At 44.5% G+C, this 15926-nt stretch carries 12 protein-coding genes and 1 pseudogene; 6 read left to right on the forward strand and 7 right to left on the reverse strand.

All coding sequences use genetic code 11. The features are described 5' to 3' along the window. The coding region (locus IM477_RS15635) for a WD40 repeat domain-containing protein (RefSeq protein ID WP_502866544.1) at positions 1-454 on the forward strand (454 nt) is incomplete at its 5' end. Between the two features lie 547 nt (positions 455-1001). On the opposite strand, the gene IM477_RS15640 is transcribed toward IM477_RS15635, so the two are convergent. Both IM477_RS15640 and IM477_RS15645 read right to left on the reverse strand, forming a co-directional pair. Beyond that, positions 1002-1433: a type II toxin-antitoxin system VapC family toxin gene (locus IM477_RS15640; protein WP_190722878.1), complete on the reverse strand. Its 432-nt coding sequence runs from the start codon at positions 1431-1433 to the stop codon at positions 1002-1004. Between the two features lie 8 nt (positions 1434-1441). Then, complete coding sequence (locus IM477_RS15645) at positions 1442-1693, reverse strand: hypothetical protein (RefSeq protein ID WP_002796964.1); 252 nt, start codon at positions 1691-1693, stop codon at positions 1442-1444. Positions 1694-2197: 504 nt separating this feature from the next. Between IM477_RS15645 and IM477_RS15650 the strand changes: the two genes are divergently transcribed. Genes IM477_RS15650 through IM477_RS15660 form a run of 3 tightly spaced genes read left to right on the forward strand, consistent with a single transcriptional unit; the run spans position 2198 to position 4592 of the window. Further along, on the forward strand, positions 2198-2944 hold the full coding sequence (locus tag IM477_RS15650; RefSeq protein WP_012266544.1) for a pseudouridine synthase: 747 nt from the start codon (positions 2198-2200) through the stop codon (positions 2942-2944). Between the two features lie 26 nt (positions 2945-2970). Further along, complete coding sequence (locus IM477_RS15655) at positions 2971-3732, forward strand: helix-turn-helix domain-containing protein (protein WP_061431837.1); 762 nt, start codon at positions 2971-2973, stop codon at positions 3730-3732. An 8-nt stretch (positions 3733-3740) separates the two neighbouring features. Continuing rightward, positions 3741-4592 carry an ADP-ribosylglycohydrolase family protein gene (locus tag IM477_RS15660; protein ID WP_287732473.1) on the forward strand — a complete coding sequence of 284 codons (852 nt, stop codon included), beginning with the start codon at positions 3741-3743 and terminating at the stop codon, positions 4590-4592. Between the two features lie 164 nt (positions 4593-4756). On the opposite strand, the gene IM477_RS15665 is transcribed toward IM477_RS15660, so the two are convergent. The 4 genes and pseudogenes from IM477_RS15665 to IM477_RS15680 all read right to left on the reverse strand — a co-directional run bounded on the left by IM477_RS15665 (position 4757) and on the right by IM477_RS15680 (position 10861). Beyond that, positions 4757-5749, reverse strand: a complete 993-nt coding sequence (locus tag IM477_RS15665; protein WP_287732475.1) for an aldo/keto reductase — start codon at positions 5747-5749, stop codon at positions 4757-4759. Positions 5750-5800: 51 nt separating this feature from the next. Next, positions 5801-8866, reverse strand: a complete 3066-nt coding sequence (locus tag IM477_RS15670; protein WP_287732478.1) for an efflux RND transporter permease subunit — start codon at positions 8864-8866, stop codon at positions 5801-5803. Between the two features lie 82 nt (positions 8867-8948). Further along, a pseudogene (locus tag IM477_RS15675) lies at positions 8949-9325 on the reverse strand (four helix bundle protein). 75 nt (positions 9326-9400) lie between these two features. Beyond that, complete coding sequence (locus IM477_RS15680; protein ID WP_287732480.1) at positions 9401-10861, reverse strand: efflux RND transporter periplasmic adaptor subunit; 1461 nt, start codon at positions 10859-10861, stop codon at positions 9401-9403. 277 nt (positions 10862-11138) lie between these two features. Between IM477_RS15680 and IM477_RS15685 the strand changes: the two genes are divergently transcribed. Next, positions 11139-12563, forward strand: coding sequence for an SUMF1/EgtB/PvdO family nonheme iron enzyme (locus tag IM477_RS15685; RefSeq protein WP_287732482.1), 1425 nt, complete (start codon positions 11139-11141; stop codon positions 12561-12563). 298 nt (positions 12564-12861) lie between these two features. Here the strand turns inward: IM477_RS15685 and aspS are convergent, their stop codons facing one another. Continuing rightward, on the reverse strand, positions 12862-14649 hold the full coding sequence (aspS, locus tag IM477_RS15690) for an aspartate--tRNA ligase (protein WP_287732483.1): 1788 nt from the start codon (positions 14647-14649) through the stop codon (positions 12862-12864). Between the two features lie 353 nt (positions 14650-15002). Here aspS and IM477_RS15695 point away from each other — a divergent pair, with 353 nt between their 5' ends. Then, positions 15003-15785, forward strand: coding sequence for an aldolase/citrate lyase family protein (locus IM477_RS15695; protein ID WP_287732484.1), 783 nt, complete (start codon positions 15003-15005; stop codon positions 15783-15785). The last annotated feature ends 141 nt before the right edge of the window (positions 15786-15926 follow it).

Raw genomic sequence — 15926 nt, forward strand, 5'->3', positions numbered from 1 at the left:
TCATGACGGCAAGACTTTGGTAAGCGGTAGTTGGGACAACACTATCAAACTCTGGAATCGGTCAACAGGCCAAGAAATCCGCACCCTCAAGGGGCATGATGGCCCTGTCTGGAGCGTTAATTTTAGTCACGACGGCAAGACGTTGGTGAGCGGTAGTGATGACAACACTATCAAACTCTGGAATGTAGAGACAGGCGAAGAAATCCACACCCTCCATGGGCATAAAGACCGTGTCAGAAGCGTTAATTTTAGTCCCGACGGCAAGACTTTGGTGAGCGGTAGTTGGGACAAGACTATCAAACTCTGGAATGTAGAAACAGACTGGGATTTATCGGATTTAGATGCTTTAATGAGGCGTAGTTGCGATTGGGTGCGGGTTTATTTGCACAATCCTAATTCTGATGTCAGGGAGGAGGATAGGCATTTGTGTGATGGCATTGGTACAAAGAATTAATTGTCAGCTAAGTTAGTTCGGACTAAGGAGATTTGGCCATGACTTCCACGAAAGAATAGAGCTAACCAGCTAGGGTAAAATTAGGGTTTCGGCTTATCCTCAACTCAGCTTACCTAGGAATAGGCCGATTTATCTTGTTAAGGCTATATTTTGAGCAACTTTTGTCAATTTATCCACAAACAGAAACATCAATCGTAGGGTGCGTTACGCTTTGGCTAACGCACCCATTTAATAATTAAGTTGTTGCGTTACGGCAGATTATTAATTTGTTTTTTTGTCAGAGATTATCGCCGCAAACACGCACCCTACAAGAATTTATAAAACTAAAATCAACACAGATAAATGTATTAGTCATGATTTTCTCTATCACAATTTCTTCCATCAATTGCCGATCTCTTTCTTCTCTCAACCGCTTGGATAACCGAGAAATAACCCGTTTAAAGTCATATCCCCCCGTAAGCAAAACTAGCTCGACTTTTGTGCTTTTCTAAGCATACTGCCTAGTCAGGTTAAATAAAACTAAAGCTATTGAGAGAGAAATAAAAATCTACACTTCAACCAAATGAACCCAACTTAGAGCAGATTTAACGCTGTTAAATAAGCGTTTATCGCTAGGGTATAAATTTGCTTGAAATCGTTGAGCTAATACTAGATAATGGGCATCATAAGTAGCAGGAAGATTCAAGGTTTGCGAAATTTCTATTGCTTGGTAATGGAGGTAATGATCTCCATGAAACTGAATAGGTAAATCTAAGACTTCTGTAAGGAGGGTTTGCGCTTCCGTCTCCAAAATTTGACCAGCTTTTTTCAGACGATAAAATACGTTAGTGACTTCGTAACATAATAAAGTTGGTGCAATCACTAAATTTTCCTCGGTCATCCATTTTTGCCAGAGTTGACTGTACATTGTTACAGAAGGTTCAACCGTTGTTAAACGAACTATAAAACTAGAATCAACACAGATAAATGTATTAGTCATTATTTTCTCTATTCACTCACAATTTCTTCCATCAATTGCCGATCTCTTTCTTCTCTCATTTGATGAATAATTTCAGTAACATCGGTTTTAAATGGTTTTCCCTGACGACGTTCATAAATGGCTTTTCGAGTTGCGTCAATTCGTTCTAATGCAATTTCCCAAGAGGGGTGATCTTTGAGTTTTTTTCCTAACAATTCTTGTTCTTCTAGGGACAAGGATTTAATTGCCTTAACTAGAGATTCCACGAGTTGAATATTCATTTTTTTTACATCTTTGACTAAAATTATCGGTGTTTATGAAGAGTTATTATAGCCTAGTCTTTGAATTATAACAAAGAGAGGCAAACTCCGTCGCTTACGTCCCCAATTCATCCTCAATCAAAGTTTACCGTTTGGATAACCGAGAAATAACCGGTTTAAAGTCATATCATCCTGTAAGGAAAACTAGCCCGACTTTTTTAACAATTGTCGGCAAAATTTTGCTTGCTTTTTTCACGGCTTTTTGCCATAATATTTTTATAAGACTTTATATATAATGGAGTGGTGGAGTTCACTAAAAAATGCACGGATTCCCATTATAAGAAAAGTATAACCGAAGCCGCCGCCCAAGTCAAGGGATTACTCCTCTTTTTTTTGAGAAGTTTTCAAAGAAAAAAAATCAAAGAGGCAGCCGGAGATATTCGGTTTTTCTTCACTTTTTGGGCGAAAAAAACCCTTTTAGGATGCCTATAATAGGAGAGAGAAAGGGTTAAAAACTAAGAAAAAATGGCGGAGAGAGTCCAGAAAATCCTTGCCCAGTGGGGAATTGCCTCCCGAAGAAGGGCGGAGGAGATGATCGTAGCCGGCCGGGTGAGACGGAATGGCAAAATCGTGCAGTTAGGAGAAAAAGCCGACCCCGAAAAAGATCACCTAGAAATAGACGGAAAAAAAATTGAACCGGCCAATCGTCCCAAAAGATTGTATATACTGGTCAACAAACCCATTGGTGTGGTTTCTACCTGTAGGGATCCACAAAACCGGCCGACGGTAATTGACCTTTTGCCCGACTCCCTCGCCAGCGAGACGGGGTTACATCCCGTAGGCAGGTTGGACATCAACACCACTGGGGCTTTACTCCTCACCAACGACGGTCAACTCACCCTCACCCTCACCCATCCCCGTTATCATTTGCCCAAAACCTATCGGGTTTGGCTAGATGGTGCGATTGATAGACTTGCTCTCCAGCGTTGGCGAGAAGGTATCCTCTTAGAGGGAAAAAAAACCTTACCCGCACAGGTTGAGATACTCAAGCAAACCGACCAAAAAACCCTACTAGAAGTTATTTTAGTGGAGGGAAGAAATCGGCAGATTCGCTCTGTAGCCGAAGAATTAGGTTATCACGTCCTGAAACTTCATCGCAGTGCTATCGGTCGTATTCAATTAAACTCTGGTAATAATTCCCCCTTACCCTTGGGTGATTACCGTTTTTTAACCCTTGATGAACTGAAATATTTAAAGAACCAGATTAACTAAGCTGAAAGTCAGCCCCTAATAGCGATATGTTTCGCCTTCTCCAATCACAACTTGATCCCCAGCATAAACAGCGAACCAAATTACTGGAAATCGGCGTTTATTTGCAAAAAAATCGCCTAGAACAGTCCCTTTCTCTCGAGGAAATTGCCCAGAAAACCTTAATCCCGCGCCATCGCCTAGAAGCGTTGGAAGCGGGGGATTTGGAGGCATTGCCCGAACCGATTTATATTCGTTGGTTAATCAAACAATTTGCCGATAGTCTGTCCCTGGATGGTGAGACGATTAGCCGACGTTTTCCCACCAAGGTCAATAACTTTTTTAGGGGAACAAAACCGTCTTTATCGCTGCCGAGTCTTCAAATTCGCCCGATTCATCTCTATTTTCTCTATTTAATCCTAGTTATTGGTTCCGTACAAACCCTATCCCACGTCCTGCAAAAATCGGTACTGCAATCGAATCGCCTACCGCCGCCTTCCTTGCCACAACAGCAAATTGTCCAACCGAAAAGCAATCCCCTTCAACCGGTAGCCAACAAAACCAGCAATAATCAGCAGCTGGTGGTGGGGGTAAAACTGGAGGATGACTGCTGGCTGCGGGTGGTGGTGGATGGCAAGACAGAATTTGAGGGTGTGCTGCCCCAGGGAAGCCATCGCACTTGGCAAGCAAACCGAGAATTAACCGTGAGGGCGGGTAATGCCGGCGGGGTTTACGTTGCCGTTAATAATGCCCATGCTAAACAACTGGGGCAACCGGGCAAAGTCGAGGAAGTCACCTACCGGGCAAATTGAGCTAATTTATGCAAAAGGTTTTTTCACCCCTTGATCGCCTTCAGGGAGGGTTAATCGGGGCATATATTGGGGAATCCTTGCATAATCAGCCCCTAATACCAGCCTTTAACTATGAGGCGACACCGAGGACGATCCTGCTTTTGCAAGCTCTGCAATCTCAGGAGGATTTTTCCCTTGCGATCGCAGCCAAGCAGCAGTCGGAATCGGCGTTATTATTTGTGCTGTTGCCGGAGATTTTAACCTGGCCTGACCATGGGGAACGTTGGCAAGCTAGATTAAATTTTTGGCTAAAAAAGGGCTTAATTTCCGAGTTAACCCGACAAGAAGCGATAATTTGGGGAGAGGCTGTAGGTCTGTTATTAGAGGGAAAAAGGCCTTTAAATCAGTTAATAGGGCAATTGCTAACTATTAACCCCAAGAATAAGCTATTAGAGCAGATTCAGTCAGCTTTAGGGCAAAATCATCCCTTAGAGTCCATTTTATCGGCTTGGGCGAAAGATATCTCACCTTTAGGAATTGCGATCGCAGCTTCTCTCTATACCTTTCTGCAAACGAGCGAGGATTTCGCCGTTAGCGTGCGTCGTGCTAATTCTAGTCCCTATCAACGGCAATTAACCACCACTTTAGCGGGAATTTGGGCGGGATTGTACAACGGTATCGAGGGGATTCCCCTAGCTTGGCGGCAAAATTTGCCGAAAGAGCCAGTTCAACAGCAATTAATGGATAAAGCTGGGGAAATTTATCGAATTTCCCTGGGCATATCTCCTCATCTTGTCCTATCTCTTCATACTGCCGTCGCTTACGGGGGAACAATCCAACCCCGTCCTAGCTTAAAATTGGTCTCTCAAGATAATAATTAGGGTTTGCTGAAAAAGTTTTTCCTGGTGGCAGGGTGTGGGGTGTGGGGTTTTACCCATTTTCAGGTGGTCAATTACCTAATTTTCAGGGAAAAAGTCCCGGAATTTTCCCCCCAATCACTCCAATCGCTGGCACTTTCAAGGTTTTTATATTTATTCAGCAGACCCTACTTAGTTTGAAAGATATTTTGTACCATTTTTTTATCTAAACCTGCGGCAATTTTATCTAATTCTGCTATTTCTCCACTGTCTAAACTCCATCCTAAAGCCCCTAAATTATCCTCAGCTTGCCGAACATTTTTGGCTCCGGGGATAGGAATTGTTCCCTTACAGATACACCAATTTAAAGCAACTTGGCTAATAGTTTTATTTTTAGCTTGGGCGATAACTTCTAGGCAACTTATCAGAGGCGAAATAGCAGGAATTAATTGACCAAAAAGGAAGCGACGTAATCCTGGGGGTAAGTTTTTATTATCTCGATATTTCCCCGTTAATAACCCCAAAGCTAAGGGACTATAGGCAATAATTTTAATGCCCAATTGATCACATAGTTCCTTTAATCCTAAGTCAGTGAGAGGATAGGTAGAAAGGAGAGAATACTGTACCTGTAAACTGGTAATAGGAATGCCGCGACTGGCAAACTTTTGATAGGCAGACTTCAATCTTTTCGGTCCAAAATTGGATAAACCGACTCCTTTAACTAACCCCTTTTCCAGACAATCCCCCAATCCGTCTAATAATCCTCCCTCCTGCCATGGCGCATAATTGCCCGTTGACCAGTGCATTTGCACTAAATCCACCGGGCGACCCAATCTGGTTGCCGAAGCTTGACAAGCTTTCACCATGGCATGACGGGTTAAACGCCAAGGATAAGGGGCGAGTTTGGTGGCAATACGGATATTATCAGCGTTATAACCGCTATATTCCCCTGTAAAGCGTCCTAATAGCTTCTCACTCTGTCCGTTGAGTTTGCCTGTCCCGTAGGAGTCTCCCGTATCAAATAGGGTGACACCCCACTGGACGCAGAGATTAAAAACCGCTTGTAACTGGCTATCCATACTCTCATCGTAACCCCAGAGAAGACGATTTCCCCAGGCCCAAGTACCGCAGCCCATGGGGGGAAGGGATAGAGTTTGATGTGTGACTGTCAAGGGATTCATGGGTCAGTTTCTCTGGGTTTTTTCTCAAGCTTTCAGAGAGATATTTTACTACTAAATCGACTTGGGTTTTTGTTTAACAAATAATCCCCGCAACCAATAGTAAAAACTATCGATATAAGTAAAGATTACTGGTACAACCACCAAGGTTAATAGGGTGGAAGTGGTAAAACCACCAATAACAGCAATCGCCATCGGTGCGCGAATTTCACCGTCTGCACCCAAAGCTAAAGCAATCGGTAACATCCCGGCAATTGTGGAAACGGAGGTCATAATAATTGGTCGTAAACGAGAGACTCCCGAATCAATCATCGCCTTAAATTGCGGTTTCCCTGACTCAATGCCACTCAGGGCAAAATCAACTAACAGAATCGCATTTTTGGTGACTAATCCCATCAGTAAAACTATGCCAATTAAAGCGTATAAACCTAACTCTTTTTGGGTAATTAAAAGAGCGATTAAAGTACCACCAATCGATAAAGGAAGGGAAGTTAAAATCGCTAAGGGATAGAGAAAATTGTTATACAATAAGACCAGAATCCCATAGATACAAATAATTGCTAAACTTAACGCCCCCAAAAAACGAGCAAAGATATCGCGCATAATACGAGCATCACCAAAGGGTTCTTCTGTCACCTCTGGGGGTAAGTTTTTCATAGTTGGTAAAGCGCGAATTTGTGTCACCGCACTTCCCAAAGAAACTCCCTCTAAATTAGCTCCAATATTAACCTGACGTTGACGGTTAAAGCGTTGAATTTCCGCAGGTCCACTACCTAAGCTAATTGTCGCCACCGAGTTAAGCGGTACTAACGTCCCATTACTGCTAGGAACGCGCAAATTTTGCAGAGTTTCTATCTCACTGCGACCATCGTTGGCAATTTTAACCCGGATGGGAATTTGTCGGTCAGCAAGGTTAAATTTAGCTAAATTAAACTCATTATCGCCGATTAAAGCCAAAGATGCAGTACGAGCGATCGCTCTGACCGAGACTCCCTGATCGGCAGCCCGGACGGGATCCGGTTGAATAATGAGCTCCGGTTTAACTAAACTTACCCCCGAACTTACCTCGACAAAACCGGGTAAAGCCCGCATTTCTCGCTCTAATTTTTGGGCAGTTTGGGTTAAAATATCGCCATTTTCACTTTTCAGGACTATAGCTACATCTTTAGTGCTTCCTGCTCCACCCTGCGCCCGAAAACTAACTCTAGCACCCGGTATCTTCTGGAAATCCCGGCGGGTTTGTTCCTCAAATTGCCGTTGAGTTAGCGATCGCTGTTCCTTAGGAACTAAATTAACATATATTAACCCGGTATTTACCCGTCCCGAATCTCCCGGAATAGCCAAAACATTAGCGACGGCGGGATTTTTTTGCAGTAAACTATTCACCTGATTAGCCACGGCAACAGTATCATTCAAAGTCGCACCGGGAGGCAATTCTAGGCTTATTGTACTTAATCCGGTATCCCCGGAACTAAATAATCCTTTCGGAATCAAGGGAACTAACTGTAAACTACCGATAAAAAAGGCCAAAGCCGCTAATAAAGTCAGGATTCGATGACGTAAAGCCCAAGTTAACAAACTTTTGTAGGGACGAAAACGGGGGCGCGAGGAGGGATTATTATCACCGGTTTTGAGCTTTTTCGGCTGTAGAATATAGGCACTTAACATCGGGGTGACGGTGACAGCGATCAAACTGGAAAATAGGGTAGAAACCGCCACCGTAACGCCGAAAGGTTGAAAGAATTGGCCCGGCACACCGCCCATAAAAGCAACCGGCAGGAATACCGCTATAATTGCCGCCGCACTGGCTAAAACGGCTAATCCAATCTCTTTTGAGGCATCAAAAGCCGCTTGCAAGGGTTTTTTACCCATAGCTAAATGTTGATCGATGTCCTCCACCATACACACCGCATCATCGACAAGATTACCCAAAGCTAAAGCTAACGCCAGCAGGGTCATGCCGTTAAGGGTATAATTTAGGGACTGCATCACCCAAAAAGTCGGGAAAATCGACAAAGGCAGGGCCAAACCCGTGATAATCGTGGCGCGCCAATTGCCTAAAAATAGACCCACCGTGATCACCGTCATGATGCAACCGATGATCAGATCGCTCAGAAGGCTTTCGTAACTAGCACGAATTGAGTCGGCACGGGTAAAAATTAATTGAAATTTAATATCTTCGGGCAGTTTTTTCTTTAAATTCTCGATTTCTTGACGTACTGCTGTTTCTACCGTGACCAAGGTGCTGCCAGTCCCCCGTAAAATCGAAAAACCCACCACTGGCTGCCCATCTAAGAGGGCCATTTGTCGGGGATCGCTGGAACTATCACTAACTGTCCCTAAATTGCTTAAGGGGACTGTATCACCGTTAGGTAAAGAGATTTGATAATTTCTTAAATCTTCGATCGTTTCAGCGCTGCCGAGGGTGCGGACAGTTTGTTCACTGCCACCGATTTCCGATCGCCCTCCGGGTAAATTAATATTAAAACTACGAATTTGGTCATTAACCGCCGTGGCCGTGATACCGTAGGCGATCAGACGACCGGGATCTAAATCTACACGCACTTCTCGATCGACTCCCCCAATGCGATCAACTCGTGCTACCCCCGGCACTCCCGTTAAAGCGCGGCCAATTTGACGATCGACTAGATCACTTAATTCGGCGATCGATCTTTTCGGGGAGGAGATGGTATAGTTCATCACCGCACCCCCGGCAAATTCTAAACGTTGGACAATTGGATCATTAGTATCTTGGGGTAAATCCTGCCGAATTTGCGCTATGGCATTACGCACATCATTGGTAGCGCGATCGCTGTTAGTGCCAAGGATAAAGTTAACGGTGGTGGTGCTGCTGCCTTCGTTAACGGTAGAAGTAATTTGATCGATATTACCCAAAGCAGCCACCGCATCCTCGACTTTTTTGGTGACTTGGGTTTCCAATTCCTCAGGACCGGCGCCGGGTTGATTAACGGTGATAATCACGGCCGGAATGTCAATATTAGGAGAGCGATCGATCCCTAATCCTAGAAAGGCAATGTATCCCATTAAGGCCATAACCAGGGAGATCAGGATCGTCGGAATGGGATTTTTGATAGACCAATTAGAAATATTAAAAGCCATAATTTCAGTTATCAGTTATCAGTTATCAGTTATCAGTGGGTAAGTTATCAGTTACCAGATGTGAGTTTTCAGTTACCGGTTATCAGTTATCAGTTTTTGGTTTTTGGTTTTTGGTATTTTCTTGGCAGGTTTTTAGAATAGCCCAAAGCATTTTACCAATTTCCTCCGCATCATCATTGATACTTTGAAAGGCTCTTTCCTCTATGTAATTCGTGTCTTTCAATAGAGACAGCCAATACTTTGTTTCTAGACATTCCTTATAAGCTATTGACATTTTAGCTCGAAAATCAGCTTGAGAAATAGCTCCATTAGCCTCGGCATGATAGCCCCGATTGAAGTGCCACTCCTTAATAGCTGTTTTGACAAAACATATTCTTGTTTAGTCTCACACAAATATTTATAGCCTTGAACAATCCTAAGGGCAAATTTATAAGCTTTATCATAAACTTTACTCTCCATCCGTTTGCCCCGCTACCGATCACTGATCACTGATTACTGTTTACTGATTACTAATCACTGATTACTGATAACTGATTACTGATCGCTGATTGCTGTAATTTTGTCGCCATCACCGAGATAGGCTGCCCCTTTGACCACAATGCGATCGCCCGCTTGTAAACCGGTGAGAATTTCCACGCGATTATTCGGCATAATTTGACCTAATTGCACAGTTTTGGCGGTAACGGTGTTATCATGTTGAACTAAATAAACTAGAGCTTGATTATCTTTTTGGGGTAAAACCGCGGTCATGGGGACGGTTAAACTATTGCTAGTATTCGTTACGATCGCACCTCGTAAAAACATCCCCGGTTTTAACCCTGTATTGTCGGTTAAATCGACTTTAACCGTTGCTTGACGGGATGCCTCATCGACGATGGGATTAATTTCGCGCACCTGTCCCGATAATTTTAAACTGGTATTAGCATCGGAAGTGATAGTAACGGGTGCTCCGACGCGGATTAAGGGCAATTGATTCTCAGGAACCCGCAATCTTAGCTCTAAACGCCCATTTTCGATGATTTTAAAGAGAGCATTTTGACCGTTGGTGGTATCCCCGATGCGGCCATTTCTTTCGGCAATTTTGCCACTGACCGGGGAAATCAGGCGCGTCTCGTTTAATTGGGCTTTAACAATGGCTAAACGGCTTTGAGCTTCAGCTAATTGGGCTGTAGCTTGGGCGATCACCTCGGGACGATTGCCAGCTTGCAATTGTGCCAGTTGCTGCTCTGCTTCTCCTAAACGAGATTGGGTCTGTTGTACGATCGCCGCTTGCTTTCTTTCTTCATTGAGGACTTCATCGAGACGATCCCGGGCGATCGCTCCTTCCGCTTCTAAACTTTGGTTTCTCTGGACGCGTTTTTTGGCCAAATCCCAATCCGATTGAGCTTGACTAATTTCGGCTTTTATGCGTTGAATAGTTTGTTTAGCTCCAGCGATCTCCTCTTTACGGCTACCCGCTTGCAATTCTGCCAAACGCGCCCGGGATTGGGCGACATTTGCCTGTGCTTGGGTTAATTGCGCTTGTAGGACGGTATCATCGAGACGAGCCAAAATTTGACCTTGGCTGACCCTATCCCCCTCATCCACAAAGATTTCTTTGATTTGTAGTCCCGTCGCTTGGGAAAGAATCGGGATTAATTCATCGGCTGCCACGCTTCCAGTCGCTTTCAGGGTGCGGGCCACGGGAGTAAATTCTACCCTAGTGGTGGTTACTGTTTGTGCTGGTGCTTCATTTTTTGCCGCTACGGCCTGAGTATTGGGGTTTTGGGCTGTTTGGGGTCGATTAGCGAAACGAGTCGCCCCTAGGGTCAATAAAACCCCCAATCCCACACCGATAAATAAACCCCTTCCTCCCGATAGCCACGAGTTGGTTTTTGTCGGTTTTGGTGAGTATTCGGGTTCCTCTGGCTCAATTTCGGGATTAAATGCGATTTCTTCGGGAACTAGCGAATTATCGGCTGAATGCTGGTTATTTTCTAGGGTATCTGGCCGCACGGTCTGCCCTCTCGGTAGATTCTGGATAAAATGTTAAGTTTTGTATCCATTTATAATCTAACGGAAAAAGGTCACGGGTGGGGAAAGTGAGAAAGTGGACTTGCTGTGAAAATCCCAAATTGTCGTGGTTGGTGAGGATTCAGTAGGCAGTAGTCAGGAGACTCCGAGACAGGAGACAGGAGAATTAAGAATGAGTAATAATCAATTAAATGGTTTATTTAGAGATTTTATGCCAGTTAATCTGGCTCTCCCCTACTTGTGGTCATAAGAAAAAGTTATGAAAAAGTCAGATATCCAAATTTTCCTAGCTCACGCTAATGAGGATAAACCAGCAGTTTTGGCACTGTATGACCGCCTTAAGCAAGCGGGATATAAACCTTGGTTGGATAAAAAAGACCTGATTCCGGGTCAAATTTGGCGAGATGAAATTCCGAAAGCGATTAAAGCTAGTCAGATTTTTATCGCCTGTCTGTCAGCGAAATCGGCTAAACAGGGATACATCCAACGGGAGTTGAGGATTGCACTTGATACCTTGGGAGAGATGCTACCGGGGACAATTTTTTTTATTCCCATGAGGTTAGAAGAATGCGAAATTCCTGATCTGCGACTTGCAGAAGTTAGCTTGAATCTGCGAGATATTCACCGGCTTGATTATTGGGAAGAAGACGGATTTGAGCAACTAGAAAGAGCAATTGGCTATCAGTTCAAGCTTGAACCGGAAGAGCCAAAACAACTGTTATCAGTATTTAACTTTGAGGTGGTGGGAGTAAATGCGAAGGGTGAGCAAATCAAAAAAGAGTCGAAACAGTCCCAATATTTCAGGGAAGATCTGGGCAAAGGCATCACCTTAGAAATGGTCGCCATTCCGGGGGGAACTTTCCTGATGGGAACAGAAGATGAGGAAATCGAAAGACTGGTTAAAAAATTTAATTGGGAAGGATTTAGAAGGGAAAGACCACAACATGAAGTAACTGTCCCACCCTTCTTTATGGGTAAATACCCCATCACCCAGGCCCAGTGGAAAGCGATCGCCTCTCGCACGGATTTAAAAGTTAAACAAGACCTTGATTTCAACCCAGCCTATTTTAAAGATCCCCCCAAACCCCCCTTAAAAAGGGGGGCTTCCGATTCCCCCCCTTTTGAAGGGGGGGCTAGGGGGGGATCGCCCACGCACTGGGATAGACCCGTGGAACAAGTCAACTGGTACGATGCGATCGAGTTCTGTGCGAGATTATCAAAACTAACGGTTCGGGAATACCGACTACCGAGTGAAGCGGAATGGGAATACGCTTGTCGTGCTGGAACCACCACCCCGTTTTACTTTGGGGAAACCATTACGGGGGAATTGGCTAACTACAATGCCAGTAATACCTACGCCGATGAACCGAACGGAGAATATCGAAACGAAACAACTCCCGTGGGACAATTTCCCCCAAACGCCTTTGGACTGTACGATATGCACGGCAATGTCCGGGAGTGGTGCGCCGATACTTGGCACGATAACTATGACGGTGCGCCGACGGATGGCAGTGTCTGGATAGAAAATGGTAATGATAATCGTTCTCCTCTGCGGGGCGGTTCCTGGGGCTACAATCCTAATTACTGCCGTTCCGCGATTCGCTACGACTACTACTTCCGCCGCGTCAACCGCATCAACAATTACGGTTTTCGGGTAGTCTGCGTATTCGGGAGAACTCTCTAACCCTTTTGCCTTTTTCCCCTTTTACCCTCATTCCCTATTTTTTCTTTTTTCTTTTCTTTCCCGCCCTTAGGCGGGTCGATTTTGTAGGAGCGAACTCGACCCATTTGGTCGATTTTTGCTTAACAATTGTCAAGGATTGTTAAGATGCGCTTACCCTGCACTTTTCCCCTAGTTCCCAAAACTAAACTCTAGGAATTTTTAGCCACTGCTAAAGAGGATGAAGTGAGGGCAGAAAAGAATTTAAGAGCATGGTGTCAGCAGACTTTTAAAAATTAGGTGGGCAATGCCCACCCTAATCTTAGGATGGCGGTTTGTAGGTAGAAGCAACGGATAATTCCTTTAATTGCTTCGCTGCCACTGTCGAAGGTGCAGAAGTGAGTAAACAACTAGCTTGCTGGGTTTTCGGGAAAGCAATCACATCGCGAATTGATTCTTCCCCCGCTAACAACATCACCAAGCGATCTAAACCGTAGGCGATGCCACCGTGGGGAGGGGTTCCGTATTCAAAAGCTTCTAACAAAAAGCCGAATTTATTATAGGCTTCCTCTGGGGATAGACCGATGGTGGCGAAGACTTTTTCCTGTACTTCCCGTTGATAGATCCGCAAACTGCCGCCACCGATTTCAATACCATTAAAAATCATATCGTAGGCTAGGGCGCGAGCCTGGGCTAGATCGTCTAAATCTTCGGGATTAGGGGCAGTAAAAGGGTGATGCAATGCTTCCAGGCGTTTTTCCTCGGTGTTGTATTCAAACATCGGGAAATCCGTCACCCAGAGGAGGTTGATTTTCTCAGGATCAATTAATCCCAATTGTTCCCCTAAAACTAAGCGTAGGCGGGATAGGGATTTATTGACTGTATCGGTATCTCCCGCCCCAAATAAGAGCAGATGCCCCGGTTTTGCGCCAGTCTTCTCGATTAAAGCCTGTTTTTGTGCCTCTGTCAGGTTATCTTTAATCGCACCAATGGTATCAAAATCGTAGTCTTCGCGCACGCGGATGTAGGCGATTCCCTTCGCACCCGCATCGGTGGCTTCTTTGAATAAATCCCCACCCGGTTTGATTCTGACGTTAGAAATCGCCTCGTTACCGTTGGGAATCGGTAAAACTTTCACCGTCCCACCACTAGCGATCGCACCTGAAAACACCTTAAATCCCGAATCGGCAAAAATCTCCGCCACATTGACCAATTCCAAGCCAAAACGGGTATCGGGGCGATCGATCCCATAGCGATCCATAGCCTCAGAATAGGTTAAACGGGGCAGGGGCAGGCTTATATCGATATTTTTGACTTTTTTGAAGATATGAGCGATTAAAGCCTCATTCAGGGCTAAAATCTCAGGTAAAGAGAGAAAACTCATCTCCATGTCCAACTGAGTAAATTCCGGTTGACGATCAGCGCGCAGATCTTCATCCCGGAAACAGCGGGCGATTTGATAGTAGCGATCCATTCCCGACACCATTAATAATTGCTTAAATAGTTGCGGTGATTGGGGTAAAGCGTACCATTGGCCAGGGTTGACACGGGAAGGAACTAGATAATCCCGCGCCCCTTCGGGAGTCGATCGAGTTAAAATTGGCGTTTCCACTTCGATAAAATGCTGTTCATCTTCGAGAAAACGGCGCATTTCCTTGACAACTTGGTGACGTAGTTGTAAATTCTGACTCATACGCTCCCGGCGTAGGTCTAGATAGCGGTATCGCAAGCGCACATCTTCCCGTACCGATTCGCTTTCGGAACTAGAGACGACAAAAGGCAGTTGTTTAGTAACCCCGTTGAGAATCTCGATGCTAGTGGCGTAAATTTCGATTTCTCCGGTGGCAATGCGCGGGTTAAGGGATTCGGTAGGCCTTTGACTGACTGTTCCCGTCACCTTGAGGACATACTCGTTTCTGACGGTTTCAGCAATGGGATAGGAAGCGGGGGTTCGTTGGGGATCACTGACGATCTGGACAATACCACTGCGATCCCGTAGATCGATAAAAATAACGCCACCGTGATCGCGACGACGATCGACCCAACCGAAGAGGGTGACACTTTTTTCAATTTTGATCGCGCTAAGGTCGCCACAGTAGTGAGTTCGCATAGTCTAACTAGAGAATTACTTATATTACGAATGTAGTATAGAAAGGATGTGGCCAGAAAAAAATCAGACGGCCTTGTTCATTATGCCAGTATTTTGTCGCTTTTGTCCTCTTGTTTAGGGTATTTTTATGGTTTCCTAAGTAGCTGGTTTTAATTAAATTGAAGATAGATTTTGGGTTCGATCCCCCCTGCCCCCCTTGATAAGGGGGGATCGGCACCCCCTTAATCCCTCCTGAATAAGAGGGCATCTGACAATTTTTAACACCTACTTAGTCCTCAGCCATCGGCTTTTCGCAGATGGGCTATAATCAACAAGGCTCATCTAGCAGTTACCAATTTTAAACGATTAAAAACATGAATTCCTTAGAAAAAAAAATGGTGCAACTGTTAAGAGAACTCAGGGAAGATCACCATGTTTCAGGGGTAAAAGCGGAATTCGAGACGGAAGGAACCCGATTGACGGAAGCGATGCGATTGAAAGAAATTAGTCTGAAAGCGGGGGTGAATTTTAATCTGAAAATTGCTGGTTGCGAAGCGGTCAGAGATATCTTTGATGCGGTTAATTTAGGAGTTGATCGCTTGATTGCTCCCATGGTAGAAACAGCCTATGCTTTACAAAAATATCTGCGGGCAGCTAGGAGGGTTTTAGCTGATCAAGGGGTGGAAGATGTGGAATTATTAGTTAATATCGAAACTATTACTGCCTGTGAGAATTTTCAGGAAATGTTGGCGATTCCAGAGATAAAATCTCTCCATGGTATCGTCATCGGACGCATGGATTTAGCCTGTTCTTTGGGATTAACTCGACGGGATGTGAATAGCGAGCAAGTTTTAGATATGGCTTTACCTTTGGCAAAAAAAGCTAAGGCTGCCGGTTTGACTGTTGCCATTGGGGGTGGGGTGTCACTAGATTCTTTACCGTTTTTCAAAATGTTCTGCCAAGGACATTTTGACCGCTTCGAGACGCGCAAAGTTATCTTTGATTGTCCCCAAGCTTTGGATAATTTTAGTTTAGCTTTGCCAAAAGCGATCGAGTTTGAATTACTCTGGCTAGAGAATAAAAAAAATTATTATGGTGCTATTGTTCGTGAAGATGACCGGCGTTTAGAAATCCTCCATAATTTACTTTTTGGTTAAAGATACTGGTCCCTTGATTGATCGTGCAAAACCTAGACATATCGGTTCTTCGTTACTTGGTATGGTTCGATAGGGTGGCATAAATCGACTAAATCTTTATCTGGCAAGAGATTTAATTGATTAGTTCGCTCTGGATCGAAA

Source organism: Microcystis sp. M090S1 (assembly GCF_020246295.1).
Lineage (GTDB): Bacteria > Cyanobacteriota > Cyanobacteriia > Cyanobacteriales > Microcystaceae > Microcystis > Microcystis aeruginosa.